Origin of the sequence: Aestuariibaculum sp. M13 (assembly GCF_024723255.1) — a bacterium.
Lineage (GTDB): Bacteria > Bacteroidota > Bacteroidia > Flavobacteriales > Flavobacteriaceae > Aestuariibaculum > Aestuariibaculum lutulentum.
In genome coordinates, this window is sequence record NZ_JANIAC010000001.1 from 1,554,964 (window position 1) to 1,579,554 (window position 24,591).

At 35.8% G+C, this 24,591-nt stretch carries 25 protein-coding genes; 17 read left to right on the forward strand and 8 right to left on the reverse strand.

Annotation, left to right across the window (positions count from 1 at the left end):
- Positions 1 to 51 precede the first annotated feature (51 nt).
- From NO995_RS06710 to NO995_RS06720, 3 genes are read right to left on the reverse strand one after another with little or no spacing between them, the layout of a single operon-like run.
- Entirely contained in the window at positions 52 to 978 is a 927-nt protein-coding gene (locus tag NO995_RS06710) for a PfkB family carbohydrate kinase (RefSeq protein WP_258226804.1), read from the reverse strand.
- Between the two features lie 55 nt (positions 979 to 1,033).
- Positions 1,034 to 1,675: a ribonuclease H family protein gene (locus NO995_RS06715; RefSeq protein ID WP_258226805.1), complete on the reverse strand. Its 642-nt coding sequence runs from the start codon at positions 1,673 to 1,675 to the stop codon at positions 1,034 to 1,036.
- Between the two features lie 37 nt (positions 1,676 to 1,712).
- A complete protein-coding gene (locus tag NO995_RS06720) occupies positions 1,713 to 2,285 on the reverse strand; it encodes a phosphoribosylglycinamide formyltransferase (protein WP_258226806.1) in 573 nt (190 codons plus the stop codon).
- A gap of 187 nt (positions 2,286 to 2,472) precedes the next feature.
- Between NO995_RS06720 and NO995_RS06725 the strand changes: the two genes are divergently transcribed.
- The 5 genes from NO995_RS06725 (at position 2,473) to pyk (ending at position 6,756) form a co-directional block, all read left to right on the forward strand.
- Positions 2,473 to 2,706 carry an acyl carrier protein gene (locus NO995_RS06725; RefSeq protein ID WP_008269813.1) on the forward strand — a complete coding sequence of 78 codons (234 nt, stop codon included), beginning with the start codon at positions 2,473 to 2,475 and terminating at the stop codon, positions 2,704 to 2,706.
- A gap of 12 nt (positions 2,707 to 2,718) precedes the next feature.
- Positions 2,719 to 3,969, forward strand: coding sequence for a beta-ketoacyl-ACP synthase II (fabF, locus tag NO995_RS06730; RefSeq protein WP_240572597.1), 1,251 nt, complete (start codon positions 2,719 to 2,721; stop codon positions 3,967 to 3,969).
- Positions 3,970 to 3,976: 7 nt separating this feature from the next.
- A complete protein-coding gene (gene rnc / locus NO995_RS06735) occupies positions 3,977 to 4,717 on the forward strand; it encodes a ribonuclease III (RefSeq protein WP_240572598.1) in 741 nt (246 codons plus the stop codon).
- A gap of 119 nt (positions 4,718 to 4,836) precedes the next feature.
- Positions 4,837 to 5,319: an IPExxxVDY family protein gene (locus NO995_RS06740; RefSeq protein ID WP_240572599.1), complete on the forward strand. Its 483-nt coding sequence runs from the start codon at positions 4,837 to 4,839 to the stop codon at positions 5,317 to 5,319.
- Between the two features lie 3 nt (positions 5,320 to 5,322).
- A complete protein-coding gene (pyk, locus tag NO995_RS06745; protein WP_240572600.1) occupies positions 5,323 to 6,756 on the forward strand; it encodes a pyruvate kinase in 1,434 nt (477 codons plus the stop codon).
- Positions 6,757 to 6,819: 63 nt separating this feature from the next.
- Here the strand turns inward: pyk and dinB are convergent, their stop codons facing one another.
- Complete coding sequence (gene dinB, locus NO995_RS06750; RefSeq protein ID WP_258226807.1) at positions 6,820 to 7,917, reverse strand: DNA polymerase IV; 1,098 nt, start codon at positions 7,915 to 7,917, stop codon at positions 6,820 to 6,822.
- Between the two features lie 56 nt (positions 7,918 to 7,973).
- Between dinB and NO995_RS06755 the strand changes: the two genes are divergently transcribed.
- From NO995_RS06755 to NO995_RS06765, 3 genes are read left to right on the forward strand one after another with little or no spacing between them, the layout of a single operon-like run.
- Positions 7,974 to 8,642, forward strand: a complete 669-nt coding sequence (locus NO995_RS06755; RefSeq protein WP_258226808.1) for an NAD(P)H-binding protein — start codon at positions 7,974 to 7,976, stop codon at positions 8,640 to 8,642.
- On the forward strand, positions 8,629 to 9,099 hold the full coding sequence (locus tag NO995_RS06760) for a CYTH domain-containing protein (protein WP_258226809.1): 471 nt from the start codon (positions 8,629 to 8,631) through the stop codon (positions 9,097 to 9,099). Before NO995_RS06755 ends, NO995_RS06760 begins: the two co-directional genes overlap by 14 nt.
- A complete protein-coding gene (locus NO995_RS06765) occupies positions 9,090 to 9,626 on the forward strand; it encodes a YciI family protein (protein ID WP_258226810.1) in 537 nt (178 codons plus the stop codon). Before NO995_RS06760 ends, NO995_RS06765 begins: the two co-directional genes overlap by 10 nt.
- Before the next feature lie 3 nt (positions 9,627 to 9,629).
- Here NO995_RS06765 and NO995_RS06770 read toward each other — a convergent pair whose 3' ends face one another.
- On the reverse strand, positions 9,630 to 10,088 hold the full coding sequence (locus NO995_RS06770; protein WP_258226811.1) for a hypothetical protein: 459 nt from the start codon (positions 10,086 to 10,088) through the stop codon (positions 9,630 to 9,632).
- Positions 10,089 to 10,139: 51 nt separating this feature from the next.
- Complete coding sequence (locus tag NO995_RS06775) at positions 10,140 to 11,162, reverse strand: isoaspartyl peptidase/L-asparaginase family protein (protein ID WP_258226812.1); 1,023 nt, start codon at positions 11,160 to 11,162, stop codon at positions 10,140 to 10,142.
- 149 nt (positions 11,163 to 11,311) lie between these two features.
- Between NO995_RS06775 and nhaA the strand changes: the two genes are divergently transcribed.
- Positions 11,312 to 12,676 (forward strand): Na+/H+ antiporter NhaA, encoded by a 1,365-nt coding sequence (nhaA, locus tag NO995_RS06780; RefSeq protein ID WP_258226813.1) that lies wholly within the window; start codon positions 11,312 to 11,314, stop codon positions 12,674 to 12,676.
- Between the two features lie 48 nt (positions 12,677 to 12,724).
- Positions 12,725 to 14,278 (forward strand): aldehyde dehydrogenase family protein, encoded by a 1,554-nt coding sequence (locus NO995_RS06785; protein ID WP_258226814.1) that lies wholly within the window; start codon positions 12,725 to 12,727, stop codon positions 14,276 to 14,278.
- A 151-nt stretch (positions 14,279 to 14,429) separates the two neighbouring features.
- Here NO995_RS06785 and NO995_RS06790 read toward each other — a convergent pair whose 3' ends face one another.
- Together NO995_RS06790 and NO995_RS06795 are read right to left on the reverse strand one after the other, a co-directional pair.
- Positions 14,430 to 15,563 (reverse strand): ATP-binding protein, encoded by a 1,134-nt coding sequence (locus NO995_RS06790; RefSeq protein ID WP_258226815.1) that lies wholly within the window; start codon positions 15,561 to 15,563, stop codon positions 14,430 to 14,432.
- A gap of 3 nt (positions 15,564 to 15,566) precedes the next feature.
- Positions 15,567 to 16,319, reverse strand: coding sequence for an SDR family NAD(P)-dependent oxidoreductase (locus NO995_RS06795; RefSeq protein ID WP_258226816.1), 753 nt, complete (start codon positions 16,317 to 16,319; stop codon positions 15,567 to 15,569).
- Positions 16,320 to 16,590: 271 nt separating this feature from the next.
- Here NO995_RS06795 and NO995_RS06800 point away from each other — a divergent pair, with 271 nt between their 5' ends.
- The 7 genes from NO995_RS06800 (at position 16,591) to NO995_RS06830 (ending at position 24,580) form a co-directional block, all read left to right on the forward strand.
- Positions 16,591 to 17,730: a DUF4382 domain-containing protein gene (locus tag NO995_RS06800; RefSeq protein WP_258226817.1), complete on the forward strand. Its 1,140-nt coding sequence runs from the start codon at positions 16,591 to 16,593 to the stop codon at positions 17,728 to 17,730.
- Between the two features lie 187 nt (positions 17,731 to 17,917).
- Positions 17,918 to 18,919: an AAA family ATPase gene (locus NO995_RS06805; RefSeq protein ID WP_375141546.1), complete on the forward strand. Its 1,002-nt coding sequence runs from the start codon at positions 17,918 to 17,920 to the stop codon at positions 18,917 to 18,919.
- Between the two features lie 44 nt (positions 18,920 to 18,963).
- Positions 18,964 to 19,830, forward strand: a complete 867-nt coding sequence (locus NO995_RS06810) for a DUF58 domain-containing protein (protein ID WP_258226819.1) — start codon at positions 18,964 to 18,966, stop codon at positions 19,828 to 19,830.
- 7 nt (positions 19,831 to 19,837) lie between these two features.
- Positions 19,838 to 21,514 (forward strand): BatD family protein, encoded by a 1,677-nt coding sequence (locus tag NO995_RS06815; protein ID WP_375141542.1) that lies wholly within the window; start codon positions 19,838 to 19,840, stop codon positions 21,512 to 21,514.
- The gene (locus tag NO995_RS06820) at positions 21,514 to 22,521 is read left to right on the forward strand and encodes a VWA domain-containing protein (protein ID WP_258226821.1); all 1,008 of its coding nucleotides are present in this window, start codon (positions 21,514 to 21,516) and stop codon (positions 22,519 to 22,521) included. Before NO995_RS06815 ends, NO995_RS06820 begins: the two co-directional genes overlap by 1 nt.
- A gap of 37 nt (positions 22,522 to 22,558) precedes the next feature.
- A complete protein-coding gene (locus NO995_RS06825; RefSeq protein ID WP_240572616.1) occupies positions 22,559 to 23,596 on the forward strand; it encodes a VWA domain-containing protein in 1,038 nt (345 codons plus the stop codon).
- A gap of 108 nt (positions 23,597 to 23,704) precedes the next feature.
- The gene (locus NO995_RS06830; RefSeq protein WP_258226822.1) at positions 23,705 to 24,580 is read left to right on the forward strand and encodes a tetratricopeptide repeat protein; all 876 of its coding nucleotides are present in this window, start codon (positions 23,705 to 23,707) and stop codon (positions 24,578 to 24,580) included.
- Positions 24,581 to 24,591: the final 11 nt, after the last annotated feature.

The following is a 24,591-nucleotide window of genomic DNA, read 5'->3' on the forward strand; positions in this document are numbered from 1 at the left end:
TAAATAATAACGTTTATAATTAAAAACGCGCTCAAATTCGAGCGCGCGGTTTTATGCTAATTCTATTTCAAATTGTGTTAACTGCTTAAACTGTAATAAGCGTTTATGGACTTCACCTTCGGTTAAATTCTGCATACGTTCGGTACCGAATTTTTCAACACAAAACGAGGCTAATGTTGAACCATAAATTACGGCATTTTTCATATTTTCGAATGATGTGTCTCCGGTTTTTGCAATATATCCTGCGAAACCTCCAGCAAATGTATCGCCGGCACCTGTTGGGTCGAAAACTTCTTCCAATGGTAAAGCAGGAGCGTAGAATACATTATCGTTGTTAAACAATAAGGCACCGTGTTCTCCTTTTTTAATCACTACATATTTTGGTCCCATTTCATGAATTTTTCTAGCAGCAACTAAAAGAGAATATTCTCCAGTTAATTGTCTGGCTTCTTCATCGTTAATGGTGATTACATCAATTTTCTTGATTACTTTATGTAAATCGTCTAAAGCACAGTCCATCCAGAAATTCATAGTGTCAAGAATAACCAGTTTCGGTTTTTCTTCCATTTGTTCTAAAACACTTAGTTGGACGATTGGATGAAGATTTCCTAACATAACCACTTCGGCATTTCTGTGTTCCTGAGGAACTACGGGATTGAAATCTGCCAATGTGTTAAGTTCTGTTACTAAAGTGTCGCGACTGTTCATGTCGTTGTGGTAACGACCGCTCCAGAAAAATGTTTTTCCTTCTTTAACGATTTCAATTCCTGAAATATCAATATTTTTATTTGATAATAGGTCTAAATATTCTTGAGGAAAATCGCCACCAACAACCGATACGGCTGCAGCGTCTACGTTAAAATGTGAAGCAGATAATCCAATAAAAGTGGCTGCACCACCAAGTATTTTGTCGGTTTTTCCGAACGGCGTTTCAATAGCATCAAAGGCTACTGTGCCAACAATAACTAACTTACCCATAGAGGTTTTTTAATTTTGGTGCAAATATACGTCTTTTAACTGCTAAAAACCGAATTTATTTTCGTCCAAAATCTGCAGGGATTTCACCCCAGGCTTTTGTTTCCCATTTTACTATGGTTGTCGTGTAGTTGTTGGTCTTTAACCAGTTAAGAGCCCGGTCTACCAATTCAAAAAGATCTTTGTTTTTTTCGTTGCGCTCTAATTTGGTATTGCAGGTTTTCTTTTTAACCCAGCTTATGGCAGTCTTAGAATCGGTATAGATAATACGGTTGCTATTTTTCTTTTTTAGAAGCGCCAAACCGTGAACAATGGCTAAAAATTCACCTATATTGTTAGTGCCTTCCTGAAAGGGACCTTGAATAAAGAGTTGTTGTTTGGTTTTGGTATCGACACCACGATATTCCATAACACCCGGATTTCCGCTTGAAGCGGCATCAACCGAAATGGAATTGTAATTAGGTTGCCCTATTTTCTTTAATTGTTCCGGAGATAATGTGCTGCTAAACGATTTGTTTTTTCCGATAAAATCTTTGTAATTTCCGTTTAAAGCTTTTTTGGCGGCTTCAAAGGTTTCAAATGATTTATACTGAGCACCTTCGTAATTCGTTATTTGAGCTTTGCAATCGTTCCATGTTTCAAAAACACCAGTTTTATGTCCTTTCCAAACGGTATAGTATTTCTTCTTTTTTTTAGACATGGTTTATTGCGACTGTATACCTAATATATTGTAGGTGTTAGTTTTGCTTTGTTAATAGTTGCTCGACAACCTTAGGGAAATGTTCCATTTCTAGTTCGTGAATTTTAGCAGCAACATCTTCGGCGGTATCCTTTGCGTCTACAACACATTTAGCTTGAAAAATAATAGCGCCTTCGTCGTAATTTTCATTAACATAATGAATGGTGATTCCTGTTTCAGTTTCTTTGTTTTCAACAACGGCTTGGTGTACGTTCATGCCATACATGCCTTTACCACCAAATTTAGGTAACAGTGCCGGGTGAACATTAATGACCTTATTAGGGTATTCATTTATTATTGCTTCAGGGAATTTCCATAAAAATCCAGCCAAGACAATTAAATCTGGTTTTGTGGCTTTCAATAGATTTAAAACGTCGTTTGTTTCTGTTAAAGCGACCTTGTTGAATGATAGCGCACTAACTTTTAATCGTTTCGCGCGATCTAGAACTTTAGCTTGCGGATTGTTTGTGAGTATTTGCACAACAGAAGCTATATCACTGTTGTTGAAATATGCAACTAAATTTTCGGCATTTGAACCACTTCCTGACGCAAAAATGACAATACGTTTCATTTACAGACCTATTGATGTTATGTTTTGTTCGGCAAAAAAAAGAATAATTATTAACAATTAGCGGGTTAAATTTAAATTCTTAAAAGGAATTTAGTAAATTAGAAACACTTTTTTAATGTTAAACGTGTGTTATAAAAATAAAGTTTTTTATTTTTGCCAACTAATTAAAACTTAAAATTAAAAGATTATGTCAGACATTGCATCAAGAGTAAAAGCGATTATCGTAGACAAATTAGGAGTTGATGAAAACGAAGTTGTAACTGAAGCAAGCTTCACTAACGATTTAGGAGCAGACTCTTTAGATACTGTAGAATTAATCATGGAGTTCGAAAAAGAATTCGACATCCAGATTCCAGACGACCAAGCAGAGAACATTGCAACTGTAGGTCAAGCTATATCATATATCGAAGAAGCAAAATAAGCCAAGTACTTTATGGAATTAAAGCGAGTTGTAGTCACAGGATTGGGCGCTTTAACACCAATTGGGAATACCAAAGATGAATATTGGGAAGGCCTAATTAGTGGTAAAAGTGGTGCTGCGCCTATAACATATTTTGATACCGAGAAGTTTAAAACCAAGTTTGCTTGTGAGTTGAAAAACTTTAAAGCAACAGACTTCATAGACCGTAAGCTAGCGAGTAGAATGGATAGGTTTACGCAATATGCTATGGTAGCTTCAGACGAAGCTATTGCAGATGCGAATTTAGACTTAGACAAAGTAAACAAGCTACGTGTTGGGGTAATATGGGGTGCAGGTATTGGAGGTTTGGAGACTTTCCAAGACGAGGTATTGAACTATGCAAAAGGTGATGGTACGCCAAGATTCAATCCGTTCTTTATTCCTAAAATGATTGCAGATATTGCACCAGGAAATATATCCATTAAACATGGATTTATGGGGCCTAACTATACAACGGTTTCAGCCTGTGCTTCTTCAGCAAACGCTATGTTCGATGCGCTAAACTCTATTCGTTTAGGACATTGTGATGTAGTGGTTACAGGAGGAAGCGAAGCAGCAGTAACAATTGCAGGAATGGGAGGTTTCAATGCTATGCATGCCTTATCTACTAGAAACGAAAGCCCAGAAACAGCTTCTCGTCCGTTTGACGGAACAAGAGACGGTTTCGTATTGGGTGAAGGTGCAGGAGCACTTGTTCTAGAAGAATATGAGCACGCAAAAGCAAGAGGTGCGAAAATTTACGCAGAATTTATAGGTGGAGGTTTATCTTCTGATGCTTACCACATGACGGCACCACATCCAGATGGAAAAGGCGTAGTAGCCGTAATGAAAAATTGCTTAGAGAATGCAGGTTTAAATCCTGAAGACGTAGACCATATTAATACACATGGTACATCTACACCATTAGGAGATGTTGCAGAACTTAAAGCAATTTCAGAGGTGTTTGGCGATCACGCAAAACACATAAATATTAATTCAACCAAGTCAATGACCGGGCATTTATTAGGTGCTGCAGGTGCTATTGAAGCTATTTCGACTATTTTGGCTATGGAAAACGGAATTGTTCCGCCAACCATTAACCATACAACGGTAGACGAAAACATTGATCCTGAATTAAATTTAACTTTGAATAAGGCTCAAAAGCGAGACATTAAAGTGGCTATGAGTAATACATTTGGATTTGGCGGACATAACGCTTGTGTATTATTCAAGAAATTAGACTAAATCCCGAATGAGAAACATTCGTAACATATTAAATTCCCGTTTTAAACGCAACGGGAATTTTTTTATGCAAATACATAAGATTCTTGGGTTTAAACCTAAAGAATTAAAATACTTCAAAAAGGCATTTACACACCGCTCGATGAATATTAAAGACAGCAAAGGAAACGCTGTTAATTATGAACGATTGGAGTTTTTAGGAGATGCCATGTTAAGTGCTGTTATTGCTTCCCATCTTTATTTAGAAGTGCCAAGTGGAGACGAAGGCTACTTGACAAAAATGCGCTCTAAAGTAGTTAGTAGAGAGCATCTTAACGAACTGGGGAAGGAGTTGAAACTGATTAATTTGGTTGAAAGCAAAATTCCACCGGGTCAGTTTGGAGAAAATATTCACGGAAATTTATTCGAAGCCTTAGTTGGTGCTATTTTTTTAGATCGCGGTTACGAATACTGTGAAAAATTTATCTACAATCGCATTATTATTCCTTATGTAGATATTGAACGTCTGGAAGGTAAAGTTATTAGTTATAAAAGTTTACTTATCGAATGGTGTCAAAAGGAGAAGAAAACATTCAACTATAATGTTTACGACGATACCGGTATAGATGAAGTAAAACACTTCTCGGTTAAGCTCTCAATAGACAATAAAGTCGTGGCTAAAGCCAGGGCTACATCAAAGAAAAAAGCAGAGGAAAAAGCATCAAAGCGAGCGTTTTTTGTATTTCAGAATAAAATATCAAAAATGCTGTAAAACTTATCAAACAAAGCTATTAACTACAACGTTTTAGTTAAAATTCTTCTAAATATTAATATAAAGTTATAACAGTTGAATGTTATTAAGTATTATATTTACAACGTTTAATATAAGTTATGGCTATTCACAAACTTATTCTGGATGATGTTTTTGAAGAAGTATCACATACTTTAATTGCGATTCATTGTTCTATTGACGATTACCGTTTAGCTTATCTTTTAAACAAACATTTAGGAATTAGTCTGGCTCGAAAAGATGCAGATATTGATGTTAATATAGATCAGTCAGCCTATTCTGTATTTGAATGGAAAGATGAAAGACAGTTAACCACATGGAATTTGGTTTCCAATGCATGTAAAACTGAAATACATCAACCAGACATGGGTAAATCGTTGTTCGATTTACAGGAAAAGATAACAAGATTATCCTATTTAATACCGGAACACAAGGCAGTTAATTATTTTTTAAAAATAGATAACGAGTTTAGTACCAATAAAGAAAAATATATACTGCAAAGTATAAAGAGTATTCCTAAAGTAGCAACAGCCTTTAGTGTTGATATTAATAAATTGAAGTCAAAAGAAAATTTAATTTTTTAGCTAATGCCATTAAATAAAAAAACCAAAATAGTAGCAACCTTAGGTCCTGCTACAAGTACAAAAGAAGTTCTAAAAGGAATGCTTGAAGAAGGCGCAAATGTTTTTAGAATTAACTTTTCTCATGCCGATTATAATGATGTTGCCGAGCGCATAAGAATGATACGTGAACTGAATGATGAATTTGGTTTTTCTGCGGCGATTTTAGCCGATTTACAAGGTCCTAAACTTCGTGTTGGGGTCATGAAGGAAGAGGTTGTTGTTAATCCGGGTGATGAAATTGTTTTTGCTACAGGAGAACGTTTCGAAGGAACTAAGGAGCGTGTTTACATGACCTATGAAAGATTTCCTCAGGATGCAAAACCAGGGGAGCGTATTCTTTTAGATGACGGTAAATTAATCTTTGAAGTTGTTTCAACAGATGGAGATTCTGAAGTTAAAGCAAAAGTAATTCAGGGAGGTCCTTTAAAATCTAAAAAGGGTGTTAACCTTCCAAATACAAATATTTCTCAGCCGGCGTTAACGGAAAAAGATATTGAAGATGCGATTTTCGCAATTAGTCAAGATGTTGACTGGATTGCATTATCATTTGTTCGTCATGCTGAAGATTTACAGCAATTACGAGATTTAATCGAAAAGCACAGCGAGCATAAAATTCCGATTGTAGCAAAAATAGAAAAACCTGAAGCTGTTAAAAATATAGATGCTATTGTTGCTAACTGTGATGGTTTAATGGTTGCTCGTGGAGATCTTGGGGTAGAAGTGCCTGCAGAAGAAGTGCCGTTAATTCAAAAGCAATTGGTATTACGTGCTAAAAAAGCTAGAATCCCTGTAATCATTGCAACTCAGATGATGGAAACCATGATTAGTAGTTTGACGCCAACTCGTGCTGAAGTAAACGACGTTGCAAACTCGGTTATGGATGGTGCCGATGCAGTGATGCTTTCAGGAGAAACTTCTGTTGGTCAGTATCCGGTACAGGTAATTAGACAAATGGCGAATATTCTTAAAAACGTTGAAGATTCACCATTAATTCAAGTGCCTCAATTACCTCCTCATGTACGCACAAAACGTTTCATTACTAAATCGATTTGTTATCATGCAGCATTAATGGCAAACGAGATTGATGCGAAAGCGATTTCTACTTTAACGAATAGTGGATATACAGCATTTCAGATTTCAGCTTGGAGACCATCTTGTCATATTTTAGTATTTACACCAAACAAACGCATCTTAACGCAGTTAAGTTTATTATGGGGAGTTAAGGCGTTTTATTATGATAGATTTGTGTCTACAGATGAAACTGTGGGTGATATTAACAGAATGGCTAGAGATCAAGGGTTCGTTAAGAAAGGAGATATGGTCGTGAGTTTAGCGTCTATGCCAATCGCCGAAAAAGGTATGGTAAATACACTTCGAGTAAGAGAGATTACTAAGTAAAAGTCCTAGAATAGAATATATAATTTAAAGCCACTTAAGAATTTAAGTGGCTTTTTTTTAAGATTAAAATCCAAATTTTAACTGCACACTTACGCTTTTTTGTTCCGGTTCTTTTTTTGTTTCGGTGTTTAAATTGGATAAGGAAATACCTAATAAGCGTACCGAATTTTTTAGTTTTTCCTGATAGAGTAAATCCTTTGCGGTATCTAGAATGAGGTGTTTGTCGGAAACAAAATAAGGCAACGTTTTACTTCTGGTTTGAAGAGAGAAATCACTGTATTTTATTTTTAGGGTTACTGTTTTTCCTGAAACATGACTTTTTGTAAGGCGTCGTGAAACTTCATCGGCGATGTGTTCCAGTTTTTCTAACATAAATATTTCGCTAGATAGATTTTCACTAAAGGTACGTTCGGCTGCTAAACTTTTTCTAATGCGATTTGGTTTTACTTCGCTGGTATGAATACCTCGAACCACATAGTAATGATAGGAACCGGATTTCCCGAAGTGTTCTTCCAAATATTCAATAGATTTTTGTTTTAAATCCATTCCTGTGAAAATACCTAACTGATACATTTTTTCAGCAGTAACTTTGCCAACACCATAAAATTTTCGAATATCGAGTTGTTCTAAAAATTCAATAACTTCTTCCGGATTTACGGTTTTTTGTCCGTTGGGCTTGTTATAATCGCTGGCTACTTTCGCTACAAATTTATTAATGGAAATACCTGCAGAAGCTGTCAATCCGATTTCATTAAAAATACGTTCGCGAATTTCTTTGGCAATTAGTGAGGCACTTGGGTTGCCTTTTTTGTTATGGGTAACATCTAAGTAAGCTTCGTCTAAAGACAAGGGTTCCACGAGGTCGGTATACTCCAAGAAAATCTTTCTAATCTTCTTTGAGATTTCAGTATAACGTTCAAAATTATGACGCACAAAAATCAAATCCGGACACAATTTAGCCGCCAATGTTCCAGACATGGCACTTTTCACGCCAAATTTTCTAGCCTCATAACTAGCCGCACTAATAACACCGCGTTTACCACCACCGCCAACTGCAATGGGTTTCCCTTTAAGCTCGGGATTGTCCATTTGCTCTACAGACGCATAAAAAGCATCCATATCCACATGAATAATTTTTCTTATGTTAGTGGTCGGTAGCATATTGTAAATTTATAATATCTTTATCAAAGCAAACGATTTTCATTAAAAACAATAATTTGAAAACAGCAATTATTTTAGGGGCCACTGGATTGGTTGGAGGACTGGTTTTACAGCTGCTTTTAGAAGATGACAGGTATAAAAAAGTTATTGTTTTTAGCCGACGAGCCTGCGGGGTAAAACACGCTAAGTTGGAGGAACATTTTGTTGATTTATTTAATCTTGAATCGAGTTCTAATCAATTTAAAGCCGATGTGGTGTTTTGTTGTGTTGGGACTACGAAGGCCAAAACGCCAGATCAGGATATTTACACTAAGATAGATTATGGTATTCCGGTTATGGCAGCGCAAATGTGTAAGCGCAATAACATCAATACGTTTGTTGTGGTGTCGGCTTTAGGAGCCAATGTAAATAGCTCGGTGTTTTATTCCAGATTAAAAGGAGACATGGAGCATGATGTGTTGGATCAAAAGGTTGAAAATACCTTTTTGTTGCAACCGTCATTAATTGCGGGAAACCGAGAAGAAAAGCGTTTGGGTGAGTCATTAGCAAAATGGCTTATGCGAGTGATAGATCCTTTGTTGGTTGGTAAATTGAAAAAGTACCAATCTATAAAACCTGAGACAATCGCTCGGGCGATGGTATGGCTGGATAATAATGTTTATAATGAAAAGCGTATTCCTTCAGATAAAATTAAAAGCATAGCTAATCTAAATGATAGAAATTGAACGTAAATTTTTAGTAAAGTCTACAGCTTTTAAAGCTGAAGCGTATAAGCAAACGAGAATAATTCAAGGATTTTTAAATACCGACAAGGCCAGAACGGTTCGTGTACGTTTAAAGGGGGAACAAGGATTCATCACGGTGAAAGGTCCCTCGTCAAGCGATGGTCTGGAACGTTTTGAATGGGAAAGGGAAATTGCTAAAAATGAAGCAGAGGCCCTTTTAAAAATTTGCGAGGAAGGCGTTATCGATAAAACGCGTTATGAAGTAAAAGCCGGAAAGCATACGTTTGAAATCGATGAGTTTTACGGCGATAATGAAGGGCTTATTGTAGCCGAAGTAGAATTAGTAACTAAAGAAGATCAATTTATAAAACCCGAGTGGCTTGGAACAGAAGTCACCGGTGATGTAAAATATTATAATTCACAACTAAGTAAACACGCATTTAAACTATGGAAATAATAAAAAGAACAGCATCGGTTTTTGTATTGCTATTGGCTTTTGTTGCCTGTAAAAATGAGTCCAAAGAGACGGAAGTCATTTCTGAGTCTATTGAAGACGTAAAGGATACGATAGAAGTTGTAAAAAAACCTGTGGTTAAAACTATGCAACAAATTAAGGAAGAACTTGCCGTTAAAGGGTTTAAAACTTTTGATTATGTTGATGAAAAAACACAGGATACCATTTTAATGCAGCAGTACTTTATGGCCTTCTTAAAAAGCGGACCAATACGTTCGCAAAACGAAGAAGAAGCCGAATTACTGCAGGAAGCACACCTTAATCATTTAGGTAAAATGTATGAGTTAGGGTATGCAGATATTTCAGGACCTTTTGGAGATGATGGTGATATTCGAGGTATTACCATATATAATGTACCTACACAAAAAATGGCCGATAGTTTAGCCAATGCGGACCCAATGGTAAAAGCCGGACGCTTAATTATTGAAATCCATCCGTGGTGGGCTGCTAAAGGATTCTCGTTAAGATAATATCTATTTTACAACGGTAATAAGATAATTGTTGTTGTAATCTTCTATAGTAACTGTATTACCATTGTAAGTAGCTGAGTTGGGAGTTGCTATTTTAATTCCGCAAGCGCCTTCCTTAAATGATACATTTAAATTTAAAATGTCGGTTTCTGTTTCAGATAAGTTGATTTTATATTCTCTTTCCATATCGGTGCCGTAAAGCGGAATATTTATAAGATTTTTGAAATTTTCAAAGTTTTGATTTACAACATTTTTATATAAATCATTATTAAATTCTATTGTAATATTATTAGAGATATAAGTTTCTTTTTCAATTAAATTATCACCAGTTAAATTTGTTATTTTCAATAATATAGATGGAGGTACAATAGTTATCGAGGAACAGTCAATTCCGTTTTCATCAGAATCTGAATTACAAGATAATAAAATAAAAAGACCAAGGAATAAGCTGAAAATTTTCATAGTAGTTATATCATTTAAAGATGAGATACAGAAAGTAAGAAAAGGTTGCGTTTAATTTCCGTAAATTCCAATATATAAGTCGCCGTTAGCATTCATAGTGGCTCTGTACATGCCAGCCGTATTGAATTCCATAGCAATATTACCGTGTTTGTCAACCCCAATAATACCGCCATCGCCACCTAAAGCCGGTACTTTATTTTGTATAACTTCTTTGGCAGCTTCTTCAATTGATAAGCCTTTATATTCCATAAGAGCAGAGATATCATGAGCAACCACCGAACGGATAAAAAATTCACCCCAACCGGTGCATGAAATAGCACAGGTATTATTGTTAGCATACGTTCCCGCACCAATAATTGGGGAGTCACCAATACGTCCCCAGCGTTTGTTGGTCATGCCTCCGGTCGAGGTTCCTGCTGCAAGATTGCCGTTTTTATCTAGAGCAGCACAACCCACAGTTCCGAATTTAGAATCTTTAATTTCGTCATCGTAAAAAGCAACCTGTTCAGAGGCTTTTACTTTTTTAAGGGAATTAAATCTGTTTTCTGTGTAGAAGTATGAAGAATCTACAATATGTAAACCTTGTTCGGTTGCAAATTGCTCCGCGCCCTCTCCGGATAACATTACGTGGGGAGAATGTTCCATAATCGCTCGAGCTAAATCTATCGGATTTTTAACGGTTTTAGTTCCCGCTGATGCTCCGGCATTTAATGTTTTTCCATCCATAATGGAGGCATCGTGTTCGTTAGTTCCTGCGTTAGTAAAAACTGCTCCCTTTCCAGCGTTAAATAAAGGTGAGTCTTCTAAAACATTAATTGTTTTTTGTACGGCATCTAAACTACTGCCTCCGTTTTTTAAAATTTGATAACCAACTTTAATAGCTTCCTCCAGCTTCGCTTTATATAACGCTTCTTTTTCAGGCGTCATATTTTTCTTTAAAATCGTTCCTGCTCCACCGTGAATAACGATGGCGAAAGTTGGTTCCTTAGTTGTTAAGGCTTCAATACTTTTAGTTTCATTTTTACATGAAAGACAAATTATAAATGAGCAAAAGGCTAAAATAAATCGAGACATGAGATATGGATTTTTGGTTGTTTTAAAGGTAGGTGTTTTTTATAAAATTTAGATTTCATATAAGTGCTTCATTCTAAACTTGATAATTGTCATATTTTACAGGGGTTGTTATTTGTATCTTGGAATCCGAAACAGATTTTTTTTGAAAAATGAATAAGATATTAGACCCTATAAACCGCTTTATAAAGTCTTCAAACTCAGGAAGCTTTTTATTGTTGTTTACTACAGCTTTGGCATTAATTGTAGCGAACTCTCCTTGGAGTTCTATGTATCACGATTTATTAAAAAGTGAATTTACCTTTGGATTTGTGCATAATGGATTTGAGTTAACCGAACCCTTTTATCTTTGGATTAACGATGGTTTAATGGCTATCTTCTTTTTTCACGTAGGGCTTGAAATTAAACGAGAAATATTAGACGGGGAGTTATCGTCCATCAGAAAAGCATCATTGCCTGTAATAGCCGCTTTGGGAGGCGTTATTGTTCCTATTATCATATATATAACAATGATTTCAAATCCGGAATTGAAATCAGGTTGGGGGGTACCAATGGCGACCGATATTGCATTTTCACTTGGTGTTTTAAAGTTATTTGGTAAACGAGTACCATTAGGATTAAAGGTCTTTTTAACAGCTTTCGCTATTGTAGATGATTTGGCAGCGGTTGTTGTTATTGGGGTGTTTTATGTCACCGACATCAATTTAATGCTTATTCTGTATTCGGCTGTTATTTTACTTTTCATGACAATTTTAGGAATGAAAAAATACTTCTCTAAATTTATTTTCTTCCCATTAAGTGTTGTTGTTTGGATTTTGTTTTTAAAATCGGGAATACATCCAACCATTGCAGGAGTATTGCTGGCGTTTACTATTCCGGCAACAAGAACCACAACTTTAGATGGTTTCTTTGAAAAAATTAAAGCGTCTTTAAAAAGATTTTCTGAAGAACGCGAGCATATTACAACACACCATATTTTAAAAGAAGAGCATGTTCATGCGGCTATCGATATTAGAATGGCTTCAGAAAGCATTAATTCACCATTGCAGAAAATAGAACATGATTTACACCCATGGATTGTCTTTTTTATCATGCCGGTATTTGCTTTTGCCAATGCTGGAGTGAGTCTAGCTAGTGATTCGGAGATTAATTTTGGTTTAGCTGTTCCGATAGCTATTGCATTGATTTTAGGTAAATTTATAGGTATAAGTTTGGCTTCCTGGTTGGCTGTTAAAGCCAAGATAGCATACTTACCTGTTGGGGTTGATTTCAAATATATTTTAGGAGCAGCTTTACTCGGCGGACTTGGTTTTACCATGTCTTTATTCATTGCCAATTTAGCATTTGCAGATGAAGTGTTGTTGAGTTCGGCTAAAGTCGGAATTTTAGGGGGTTCCCTCATTTCAGGTATTTTAGGCTATTTGGTTATTCGAAGTTTAGTTAATAAAAAGCATAAAGAAGAAAAAGAAGTTCCAGTGAAATCTTCTGAATATCTGTTCGAGAAAACCGTTATTTAATTGTTATATTCGTAAAGAATATTAAAATTAATAATAAATCGATAAAATATGCAGGCAGAAACTGTAAGTTTTGGTATAGATAAAGCTCTTGAAATTTTAGGGGTTAAAGATATAAATGAAGGAACATCAACAGGGGCGGATAATTTTGGTTCGGGAGATTTAATCGGAAGTTATTCTCCTGTTGATGGACAACTTATTGCTCAGGTAAAATCAACTACAAAAGCCGATTATGAACAGGTTTTAGAAACAGCAACAATGGCATTTAAAACCTGGCGATTAATGCCTGCACCGCAGCGTGGTGAAATAGTGCGTCAGTTTGGTGAAAAACTTCGCGAGAAGAAAGAAGCTCTGGGTAAGCTGGTTTCTTACGAAATGGGAAAATCTTATCAAGAGGGTCTTGGCGAAGTTCAGGAAATGATTGATATCTGCGATTTTGCTGTGGGACTATCGCGTCAGCTTCACGGTTTAACGATGCATTCAGAGCGTCCGGGGCATCGTATGTATGAGCAGTACCATCCGCTTGGTGTGGTTGGTATTATTTCAGCCTTTAATTTTCCAGTAGCAGTATGGTCGTGGAATACGGCATTAGCATGGATTTGTGGAGATGTATGTGTGTGGAAACCAAGTGAAAAAACACCGCTTTGTGGTATTGCTTGTCAGAATATTGCAGCCGAAGTTTTTAAAGCGAATAATTTACCTGAAGGGATTTCGTGTTTAGTAAATGGCGATTATCAGGTTGGGGAGTTAATTACTAAAGATAAACGCATACCTCTGGTTTCGGCAACCGGTTCTATTAGAATGGGTAAGATTGTGGCTCAGGAAGTTGCTGCACGTTTAGGAAAAAGTTTGCTCGAATTGGGAGGTAATAATGCTATTATTGTAACTCCGGATGCCGATATAAAAATGACGGTTATTGGAGCTGTTTTTGGAGCTGTCGGAACAGCAGGACAGCGTTGTACCAGTACACGTCGATTAATCATTCATGACAGTATTTACGATAAAGTAAAATCGGCTATTGTCGATGCCTATAAACAATTACGTATTGGTAATCCGCTGGATGAAAAAAATCATGTTGGACCATTAATTGATACCGATGCTGTTAAGAATTACCAAAATGCATTAGTTAAAGTTGTGAAAGAAGGTGGTAAGATAATTGTTGAAGGCGGTGTTTTATCAGGGGAAGGTTTTGAAAGTGGTTGTTATGTGAAACCAGCAATTGCCGAAGCGCAACCTCATTTCGATATTGTTCAGCATGAAACATTTGCACCAGTACTGTATTTGTTGAAATATTCAGGTGATGTGGAAAAAGCCATTGAGATTCAAAATGGCGTGGTTCAAGGGTTGTCATCGGCAATTATGACCAATAATTTACGTGAAGCCGAACGCTTTTTATCTGTTGCAGGATCAGATTGCGGCATTGCTAATGTAAATATAGGAACTTCGGGAGCTGAAATTGGTGGTGCTTTTGGTGGTGAAAAAGAAACTGGCGGAGGACGTGAATCAGGCTCTGATGCATGGAAAGTCTATATGCGCCGTCAAACCAATACCATTAATTATACGACTGAATTACCTTTAGCTCAAGGTATAAAATTCGATTTGTAATTGCAGAAAACTAAAAGACCTTGTTTCAGTTTGAGCAAGCTCGATTAGAAACAAGGTCATATCTTAAAAAGATTAATAGCAGTTCAAATATAATGAATTTTCCTATATGGTGTGAATATTTTATATTAAATTAAAATTAAGAAACTTTTTATCAACTATATTTTACTTTTCTTAAAATTCTGATGGTTTCTTTATAAAGTTGGTATAGCGATTCACTATAATTTCTTAAATAAGGTTTTGCTTCATTAAGTTTATCGATGGCATCGTGAAACGAATTAAAGTAGCATATTAAGTAGGTAACCGGTAAATTTTTTAAATCGGCTTCTTCATTTGGGGTAAACGAAAGCCCTTTCTTCAGCTTCTCTAAAATAGTGTTATTGGTATTGTAAATATGATATAGTACCTTTTTATCGTATTGTGGTGGCTCGAAAAGTAATTTGGTATCAATGTTATAACTGGCGTTATTTTCAAATTGAATAATTGTTTCTTCAAGTTGGTAATACTTGTTTGCGTTTTGAAATCCAAGATTTACATATTCAACAATTTTAAAAGAATCGTCGTTTATGGTTATGGCAACTTCATCTAAAGCTGAAAAAAACAGTAGTACCTGTTCGTTGATGAGTTTGATATCTACTCGAGAGTAAAAAGTTTCATCTTTTACAACTTTCTTCTGACCTGACCAACAGACTACAAAATACTCCTTAAAAACTTTATACTGTGGATTGTAATCTTTATGAAGATTCATAAAGTCGAAAACGCCGTTTAAGGTGTGTTCAATATTGTTTTGTGCATTGTTTTCAATGGCTTCAACAATTTTAGAGTTGATATCCTTTATTTCAATATCAAACACTTTAGGCATACTCATACTGCCATCTCTAAAGAAAACAGATCCTCCGTAATATTTCCAGATATTTTTTCGGAGTGAGGTTATTTTTCCTGTAGGACGTATGGTAACCAATCCAACAACTTTGTCGTCGGGTAAATGTGGAAACGAGATGTTTTCATACTGCACAATTGGGGGATTGGTTAAATACGCATTAATCAGGTTTTGAATTTTACTATCGTCAAAAAAGTCGACACCAACAATCTGGTTGTCGTGATCTTCGACGCCAATTAGAATATACGAATTGTTTTTAGGATTACTATTTGATAGCGCACAAACATGTTTTAAAAACTTTGCCTTACCTTCTTTAAAACTAATATCAACCTTGCGCTTTTTGTCGTAAAAGCTGTTTTCGTCATTATGGGCTAATAAATGTTTTATAAGCAGGCGTTTGTTAATCATAAATTATAATTCTTTTTTCACGGTAGTACTATTGGCTTGCGCTGTTGGAAATACCAGTAAATCGGCAATATTAACATGGATGGGACGCGATACTACAAAATAGATAATTTCTGCAATATCTTCGGCTTGCAAAGCTTTGAATCCTTTATATACATCTTTGGCTTTTTCATCGCCTTTAAAACGGACTTGTGAAAATTCAGTCTCAACCAATCCCGGATTTACAGCACTAACTTTTATGCCAAACGGATTTAAATCAATGCGCATACCTTCAGTTACTGCTAATACTGCATGTTTGCTGGCACAGTATACATTGCCCTTTGGGTATACTTCTTTTCCTGCCGATGAACCAATATTAATAATGTGTCCGGATTGACGCTCAGTCATTTGTGGAATAATGGCTTTACTTACATAAAGCAGTCCTTTTACATTTATGTCCATCATGGCATCCCAATCGTCGATACTGCCGTCTTGAATAGGATCTAGACCATGCGCATTTCCCGCATTATTTATTAAAATATCTATGGTTTTAAAATCTTCGGGTAGATTTTCAAGGGCTTTAAACGTTTCGGTTTTGTTACTTACATCAAAGTTTAAAATATGAACTTTAGTTAAAGTGTTTAATTCATTTTTCAGCATTTCCAGGCGCTCTAAACGTCTGCCGCATAACACCAATTTAATACCGTGTTTAGCAAATTCGTATGCCGTTGCTTTTCCAATTCCGCTCGTTGCTCCGGTTATTAAGGCTGTTTTTGTCATCAGTAATTTTAGTAATAAAATTTAAAGGTCAAGTATTTTGCAGTTCATATCAATTTATCTGCAATTCATATATAAAAGTACTTAAAAACAAGTTTAAATGGGTAAATTGATTCTCCGAATTTTAAAATTGAAAAAGAAATTAAACTTTATTTTGTTGATAGCCTTTGCCGCTTTTATAGTGGTTTTGGATTCAGTAAATAGAGGTTGTATATAGTCCGTATTCTATTTTGCTGCGTATATATACAATAGTTAATCTAAAAAAAATTACCCTATGAAAACTTTAAAACAGCTAAAATTTATTTTACCACTGTTATTATTAACTTTTGTTTTCGGTTGTAAAGACTCTGATTCTGATGGAGTAAGCGCCGAAGCACCAAAAATTTCAGTTAGACTTGTTGATGCCCCTGGCGATTATGCTGCCGTAAATGTAAACATTGTTGATGTGATGATTAAAATGAACGATAACAGCGATAGTGAGAGCGGATGGATTTCTCTTGAAGCTAACGGCGGAATGGTTAATTTATTAGACTTTACAGGAGGTTTTAGTAAAGTATTGGTTGATCAATACCAGATTCCAGCCGGAACCTTAAGCCAAATGCGTTTAGTGTTAGGTGATGGAAACAATATCGATATTGCCATAGACGAAGAAGGAACTATTGAAAATTACCCGTTAAAAACTCCAAGTGCGCAGCAATCAGGATTAAAAATGAAAATTGACGCGGTTTTAGAAGAAGGTTTCACTTACGATTACGTGTTAGATTTCGATGTTGAGAAATCTATTGTAATGGCTGGAAATTCAGATAATATTATTTTAAAGCCTGTAATTTACGCAAGTGCAGAGGTAAATTCTGGTATTATTGAAGGTACTGTAGAACCAATGGAAGCACTTCCTGCGATGGTTTCAGTATTAGTAGATGATATGGGAACAGAAGAGACTGAAGACGATTTTGTTATTTCTGCCTATACAGACGAGAATGGTGGTTTTGCATTATGGGGAGTGCCAGCAGGAACTTATGAAGTGATAGCTACTCCAGAAAATGAATCATCAGATTATGGAAGTGCAAGTGCTTTGGATGTCGTTGTTATAAATGGTGAAATTACGACTATAGCACAGCCTATTGTTTTAGCATTAAAACCGGGTTCTGTATCTGGTACGGTTTCAGGTTTGGCAGAGGGCATTAATGCTGCAGCCTCAATTCTTGTTGACGATATGGGAGATGAAGATGCATCTAACGATGTTGTTATTTCGGTTGAGACAGTTGAAGGCGCTTTCCTTTTAGAAGATGTGCCTGCGGGAACCTATACCTTAACGGTTTCTGCTGAAGGTTATGATGGTGTAACTATTGAAGTAACAGTTAATCCGGGTGCAGATACTGCAGTTGGTGAAGTTGCTTTAACAGCTTCTGCATAATAATTAATAAAATCCTTAAAATTTTAAAAGCAATGCAATTCGCATTGCTTTTTTTTGTTTTAACCTATTATTAACTTCTTAAAATATTTATTTTAACCAATTGTTAACAGGCTTCGAAGAAAAAAATTAACAATTTGCATTGCTCGAATAAGCGTATTATATTCGGCTTTTAAAAATTCTAATAATGATGGAAGATACAGGTACAATTGATATTAAGACAATTAACGAAAAAATTGAAAAAGAAAGTGCTTTTGTAGACTTACTAATGCTTGAGATGAATAAGGTTATCGTAGGGCAAAAGTACATGGTTGAAAGATTGCTTATCGGATTACTTGGTCAAGGGCATATTTTATTAGAGGGGGTTCCGGGTCTGGCAAAAACCTTAGCTATTAATACCTTGTCGCAAGCGGTTCACGGTAGTTTTAGCCGTATTCAGTTTACACCAGATTTATTACCTGCCGATGTTACTGGTACTTTAATCTATAACATGAAGGTCAATGATTTCTCTATCAAAAAAGGACCTATTTTTGCAAACTTCGTCTTAGCCGATGAGATTAACAGAGCGCCTGCAAAAGTTCAGGCGGCGTTACTTGAGGCGATGCAGGAAAAGCAGGTAACTATTGGAGATGATACCTTTCCGTTAGATAAACCATTCTTAGTAATGGCAACACAAAACCCGGTAGAGCAAGAAGGAACCTATCCGTTACCGGAAGCTCAGGTAGACCGTTTTATGTTAAAAACCGTTATCGACTACCCTAAAATAGCAGAAGAGCAGTTAATTATGCGCGCGAATTTAAAAGGGGCTTGGGAGAAAGTAAATCCTGTAGTATCTATTGAACAGATTTTAAATGCACAAAAAGCGGTGCGTGAGGTTTATATGGATGAGAAAATCGAGAAGTACATTCTTGATATCATTTTTGCAACACGTTATCCTGAAAAATATAAACTTGCCGATTTAAAACCATTAATATCATTCGGAGCATCACCACGTGGTAGTATTAACTTAGCAACAGCTGCTAAATGTTACGCCTTTATTAAACGTCGTGGATATGTGATTCCAGAAGATGTGCGAGCTGTGGTTTACGATGTGTTAAGACACAGAATTGGTATTACTTACGAAGCTGAGGCAGAAAATGTAACTTCAGTAGACATCATCAATAAAATTGTAAACGAAATAGAAGTGCCTTAATAGTATCTGTTGCAGTTTGCTTGTTTATTAATGATGATTGAAAAATGGATACAAAAGATTTACTAAAAAAAGTACGAAAAATAGAGATTAAGACACGTCGTTTGTCTGATCATATCTTCGGAGGAGAATACCATTCTACCTTTAAAGGGCGTGGTATGACGTTTAGTGAAGTTCGTCAGTATCATTTTGGTGACGATGTCCGTAATATCGATTGGAACGTTACTGCACGTTATAACGAACCCTTTGTAAAAGTGTTTGAGGAAGAGCGCGAACTCACCATGATGCTTATGGTCGATGTGTCGGGTTCAGAACTATTTGGTACCGATCAGCAATTTAAAAATGAAGTGGTTACCGAAATTGCTGCAACGTTGGCCTTTTCGGCAACACAGAATAACGATAAAATCGGATTAATCTTATTTTCCGATAAGGTCGAGCTTTATATTCCGCCTAAAAAAGGACGTTCTCATGTTCTTCGTATTATTCGGGAGTTAATTGAATTTGAACCGGAAAGCAAACAAACCAATTTAGCAGAAGCATTAAAATTCATGCAAAACGTCATGAAGAAAAAGGCAATTGTGTTTGTGTTGTCAGATTTTATTGCCGACGATTATCATCATACCATGAAAATTGTCGCAGGCAAGCACGATGTAACCGGAATTCGTGTGTATGATAAACGTGAGGAAGAGATTCCAAACTTAGGCGTTGTACAAATGCAGGATGAGGAAACTGGTGAATATATGCTGGTAAATACATCGTCTAAAAAAGTACGTTTAAACTACGCGAAGTACTATCAGGAAAAAGTAAATTATTATAAAGAAAGCTTTAACAAGGCTGGAGCAGGAACTATAGATTGTCGTGTTGATGAGAGCTATGTTAAAAAAATGTTGGGCTATTTTAAACGAAGAGGATAAACCATATATGAGTTACAAAATGAACATTATGAATCAAAAATCTAAAGGTCAAAACCTTCCGATTTCAATCTTGTTTTCTGTATGTTTTGTATTGTTTTCGTTTGTTGCCGGTGCGCAGGTTAAATCGACTATCGATTCTACGTCTATTAAAATCGGACAACAAATTACCTATACGGTTTCTGTGGAAACCGATTCTACGAATCTGGTTGTTTTTCCTGAAGGACAAACCTTCAATCCGTTAGAGGTTATTGATTCATACGATGTAGATACCTTGAAGAATAAAGAGAAATTCAACCTGATTAAAAAATACGGATTAACGCAGTTCGATTCAGGGGCTTATACTATTCCGAGACAAAAAATTATTGTTGGTGATAAAACCTTTTTTACCGATTCGTTACAGGTTGAGGTAAGAAATGTGGTTATAGATACTACAAAACAAGGGCTTTACGATATTAAACCTATTATTGAAGTTGAAAAACCAGCGAGTAATTGGTGGAAATATGCGTTGGTAGCTTTGTTGATTGTAGGCGCTATTGCATTCCTGATTTATTGGTTTATCTGGAGAAAGAAACCGTTAACAGAAGAAGAGGAAATAGCTTTGTTGCCTCCCTACGACCGTGCAAAACTAGCTTTAAAAAAATTAGATGAAAGTCATTATTTAGAGAATGATGAAATTAAAGATTACTATTCAGAGTTAACCTTTATCATTAGAAAATATCTCGACGAAAAAGTTTACGATCGTGCATTAGAAAGTACAACTGATGAGTTAATTAGCCGATTAAAATTACTGAAAGATGGTAATCAGGTTGATATTAGTCAGGAAGACATTAAAAATCTTGAAAGCATTTTAAAACGTGCCGATTTAGTAAAGTTCGCGAAGTCTGCGGTAGACGTAGAATTGGCTAAATTAGATAGAAAAACCATCGACTTAGAAATCGATCACGTAAAAGAAGCTCTTCCAGAACCAAGTGAAGAAGAAAAGCTTCTGGATGAAAAATATAGAGCCGAGCAGGAACGTAAAAAGAAACGAAACAAAATCATTTTAACGGTAGTTATTAGTTTATTCCTGTTAACGGCAACCTTTGTTGGTTTCGGAATTAAATATGGTTTTGGTTATGTAAAGGATACCATTATTGGTCACGAAACGAAGGAACTTTTAGAAGGCGAATGGGTAACCAGTGATTATGGTGTACCACCGGTAACCATTTCTACGCCTAAAGTGTTAAGACGTACAACGCCTGAATTACCAGAAGATATTGCACAACAAATAGATTTAACTCAGTTTACTTATGGTAGTTTAATTGATCGTTTTTATGTTGTTGTAACGACAACTAAAATTAAAAATTTAAGTCAAAATCAAGGGCAGGAGAATAAAATCGATTTGCAAAAAGCCTTAGATAACAGTTTGAAGGTTTTAGAACAAGCCGGAGCTCAAAATATAGTTACAAAAAGCGAAAAGTTTACCACACCTAACGGTGCTGAAGGATTAAAAGTATTCGGAACTTTAGATATGCCTGTGCCAAATACCGATAAATTTGAAACAGCTAATTATGCTATTTTAGGTTTTACATCCGGAAGTGTTATTCAGCAAATTAGTTTAACATGGAAAAAGAATGATACTTATGCAGATCAGATGGTAGAGCGTATTTTAAACTCAGTTGAACTTAATAAATCAGAAAAGTAATGTTTGAAGGAATAGAGTTTTTAAACAAAGAATTTTTCTGGTTACTGTTATTGTTACCATTCGCTATTTTGTGGTATGTGTTTAAACATAATAAGCAAACTGCCGAGTTAAAAATATCAAGCATTAAAGGGTTTAAGGTGACCAATTCGGTATTGCCGAAATTTAAACACCTGCTTTTTGCACTACGATTATTGGTTTTAGGTTTATTAATTACAGCTTTAGCCAGACCACGCACGGTTGATGTATCGACGAAAACAAAAACAACACGTGGTATCGATATTGTTATGGCGATTGACGTATCGGCAAGTATGTTGGCGAAAGATTTACGTCCAAACCGACTTGAAGCTTTAAAAAATGTCGCAGCCGAATTTATTAAAGGAAGACCAAACGATCGTATTGGTTTGGTGGAATACGCCGGAGAAAGTTATACCAAAACGCCAATTACTAGCGATAAAACCATTGTATTACGTTCGTTAAAGGAGATTGAATATAATACCGTTATTGAAGGCGGAACTGCCATTGGTATGGGATTGGCCACTTCGGTTAACCGTTTAAAAGATAGTAAAGCCAAGAGTAAAGTGATTATTCTGTTAACCGATGGAGTGAATAATTCAGGTTTTATAGACCCTAAAATAGCCAGTGAGTTAGCTGTTGAATATGGAATTAAAGTCTACACCATTGGGTTAGGAACAAATGGTATGGCGCTGTCACCGGTGGCTATAGACCCAAGAACCGGTGAGTTTCAATATGGCCGTATTCAGGTTGAAATTGATGAGGTTTTGTTAAAGGAAATTGCTAAGGTGACAGGGGGCGTGTATTTTAGAGCGACAGACAACAAAAAGCTTGAGGATATTTACGAGGAAATTAATAAACTGGAAAAAACAGAAATAGAAGAATTTAAATATTACAACTACGACGAAAAATATCGTCCGTTAGTTATTTTAGCAGGTTTCATGCTACTTTTAGAATTCTTGCTACGTAACACTATTTTTAGAAGTTTTGTTTAATTCAATTAAACAATTCCAAGAAAGATAAAGAGAGAATATGTATCAATTAGAAGAGAAAATATGGTTTTGGGTATTAGGTGTTATTCCGGTAATAATCCTATTCTTTTTGGTGCTTCAAATATGGAAACACAGGGCACAACGTAAATTTGCCGATAAAGCTTTACTTAAGCGATTAAGTCCTAATACATCATTGTTTAAATCGGTATTAAAGGTTATTGTTTTAAGTCTGGCTTTTGCATGTTTGGCTATTGCTTTGGTAAATCCAAAAGTAGGTTCTAAATTGGAAACTGTAAAGCGTGAAGGTGTAGATGTGGTTTTTGCTGTCGATGTTTCTAAAAGTATGTTAGCCGAAGATATTGCACCAAACCGATTGGAAAAAGCAAAGCAGCTGGTAACACAAATTATTAATAATCTGGCAAGCGACCGTGTGGGTATTATCGCATACGCGGGAAAAGCATTTCCGCAGTTACCAATTACAACCGATTATGCGTCTGCAAAAATGTTTTTGCAAGGCATGAATACCGATATGTTATCGTCGCAAGGAACAGCAATCAATGAAGCCATTAAATTAGCAACCACTTATTTTGATGATGAAGAACAAACCAATCGTGTTTTAATCATTATTTCTGATGGGGAAGATCACAGTGAGCAAGCCGCTGCTGTAGCTGAGCAAGCTAACGAACAGGGCATTCGTATTTTTACAATTGGTGTTGGAGATGTAAAAGGTGGTCCTATTCCAGAGAAGCGAAATGGTGTGCTTTTAAACTACAAGAAAGATAGTAACGGCGAAACGGTTATTACAAAATTAAATGAAGAAACACTTAAAACCATTGCCAGCGAGGCTAATGGAGTTTATATAAATGGAAGGAATACTAACGAGGTTGTAGAAAGTATTCGAGACATTTTAAACAATATGGATAAAAAGGAATTTGAAACCAAACAGTTTGCCGATTTTAAAGATCAGTTTCAGTGGTTTTTAGGCTTCGCTATTTTCTTTTTATTGCTTGATATTTTCTTATTAGACCGTAAAACCGCCTGGTTAAAGAAATTGAATTTATTTAATGAAAACCTATAATTTCCGCGAAAGCGGAAATCTTATTAAAGGGATTTAAAAAGAATATTTTATATAATTTTTAACTATCAAAAATATAGGGTTTTATATCTTAGAATTATAAAATTAGTGATGAAAAACTTAGTATTAATCATATTATCATTATTTGTTTGTAATGCTTTTGCTCAGGATGAAGAAGCGCAAAAGCTTGCTTTGTTGGCACAAAAAAAGGCCGATGGTTATGTTTATGAAGCTAATAATTTAATCGAGGATGACGATTTTGTTTCAGCAGAGATGGCTTACAGAAAAGCAGTTTCAGAACAACCATCATCTGTTGCAGGAATTTATAATTTAGGGAATTCCTATATTAAAAAAGGAAATATAGATGAAGCCTTGTACCGTTTAGAGCAGGCTACTAAAACCGCGACTTCAAAATCTGAAAAGCATAAGGCATTCCATAATATTGGGAATGTATTAATGGAGAATAAGAAGTGTAAGGAAGCTGTTGAAGCTTATAAAAATGCTTTAAGGAATGATCCTTCAGATGAAGAAACCCGTTACAATTTAGGGTTGGCTAAAGTATGTGCTGAGCAACAAAAAGATCAGGATCAGCAGGATCAGGACGAAAATAATAAGGATAATAAAGATAATCAGGATCAGCAGAAGGACAAGGATCAGGAGAATAAGGAAGATCAGCAAAACAAAGACGATAAAGATCAGGGCGACGACAAAGACGATCAGAATAAAGATAATAAAGACGAAGGCGACCAGGATAAGAAGGATGGTGATGATAAAGAAAATGAAGATGGTAAGCCTAAAGACGAAAAAGATGATAAAGGACAGGGCGATGAGAAAGAACAGCCTCAGCAACCTAGACAAGGGCAAATGTCACCTCAGCAAATAAAGAATTTATTAGAAGCCATGAATAACCAGGAGCAAAAAGTTCAGGAAAAAATGAACGCAGAAAAGGTTAAAGGCGTAAAAATAAAAACAGAAAAAGACTGGTAAACGGATAGACG

Excerpts from the sequence above, each read along its gene's own strand:
- NO995_RS06775 (WP_258226812.1), bottom strand. The coding sequence starts at position 11,162 with ATGTCTCGATTTATTTTAGCCTTTTGCTCATTTATAATTTGTCTTTCA.
- NO995_RS06785 (WP_258226814.1), top strand. The coding sequence starts at position 12,725 with ATGCAGGCAGAAACTGTAAGTTTTGGTATAGATAAAGCTCTTGAAATT.
- NO995_RS06715 (WP_258226805.1), bottom strand. The coding sequence starts at position 1,675 with ATGTCTAAAAAAAAGAAGAAATACTATACCGTTTGGAAAGGACATAAA.
- NO995_RS06830 (WP_258226822.1), top strand. The coding sequence starts at position 23,705 with ATGAAAAACTTAGTATTAATCATATTATCATTATTTGTTTGTAATGCT.
- NO995_RS06720 (WP_258226806.1), bottom strand. The coding sequence starts at position 2,285 with ATGAAACGTATTGTCATTTTTGCGTCAGGAAGTGGTTCAAATGCCGAA.
- fabF (WP_240572597.1), top strand. The coding sequence starts at position 2,719 with ATGGAATTAAAGCGAGTTGTAGTCACAGGATTGGGCGCTTTAACACCA.
- rnc (WP_240572598.1), top strand. The coding sequence starts at position 3,977 with ATGAGAAACATTCGTAACATATTAAATTCCCGTTTTAAACGCAACGGG.
- NO995_RS06740 (WP_240572599.1), top strand. The coding sequence starts at position 4,837 with ATGGCTATTCACAAACTTATTCTGGATGATGTTTTTGAAGAAGTATCA.
- NO995_RS06815 (WP_375141542.1), top strand. The coding sequence starts at position 19,838 with ATGAGTTACAAAATGAACATTATGAATCAAAAATCTAAAGGTCAAAAC.
- NO995_RS06760 (WP_258226809.1), top strand. The coding sequence starts at position 8,629 with ATGATAGAAATTGAACGTAAATTTTTAGTAAAGTCTACAGCTTTTAAA.
- NO995_RS06765 (WP_258226810.1), top strand. The coding sequence starts at position 9,090 with ATGGAAATAATAAAAAGAACAGCATCGGTTTTTGTATTGCTATTGGCT.
- NO995_RS06725 (WP_008269813.1), top strand. The coding sequence starts at position 2,473 with ATGTCAGACATTGCATCAAGAGTAAAAGCGATTATCGTAGACAAATTA.
- pyk (WP_240572600.1), top strand. The coding sequence starts at position 5,323 with ATGCCATTAAATAAAAAAACCAAAATAGTAGCAACCTTAGGTCCTGCT.
- NO995_RS06820 (WP_258226821.1), top strand. The coding sequence starts at position 21,514 with ATGTTTGAAGGAATAGAGTTTTTAAACAAAGAATTTTTCTGGTTACTG.
- NO995_RS06790 (WP_258226815.1), bottom strand. The coding sequence starts at position 15,563 with ATGATTAACAAACGCCTGCTTATAAAACATTTATTAGCCCATAATGAC.
- NO995_RS06800 (WP_258226817.1), top strand. The coding sequence starts at position 16,591 with ATGAAAACTTTAAAACAGCTAAAATTTATTTTACCACTGTTATTATTA.
- NO995_RS06805 (WP_375141546.1), top strand. The coding sequence starts at position 17,918 with ATGGAAGATACAGGTACAATTGATATTAAGACAATTAACGAAAAAATT.
- nhaA (WP_258226813.1), top strand. The coding sequence starts at position 11,312 with ATGAATAAGATATTAGACCCTATAAACCGCTTTATAAAGTCTTCAAAC.
- NO995_RS06710 (WP_258226804.1), bottom strand. The coding sequence starts at position 978 with ATGGGTAAGTTAGTTATTGTTGGCACAGTAGCCTTTGATGCTATTGAA.
- NO995_RS06795 (WP_258226816.1), bottom strand. The coding sequence starts at position 16,319 with ATGACAAAAACAGCCTTAATAACCGGAGCAACGAGCGGAATTGGAAAA.
- NO995_RS06810 (WP_258226819.1), top strand. The coding sequence starts at position 18,964 with ATGGATACAAAAGATTTACTAAAAAAAGTACGAAAAATAGAGATTAAG.
- NO995_RS06770 (WP_258226811.1), bottom strand. The coding sequence starts at position 10,088 with ATGAAAATTTTCAGCTTATTCCTTGGTCTTTTTATTTTATTATCTTGT.
- dinB (WP_258226807.1), bottom strand. The coding sequence starts at position 7,917 with ATGCTACCGACCACTAACATAAGAAAAATTATTCATGTGGATATGGAT.
- NO995_RS06825 (WP_240572616.1), top strand. The coding sequence starts at position 22,559 with ATGTATCAATTAGAAGAGAAAATATGGTTTTGGGTATTAGGTGTTATT.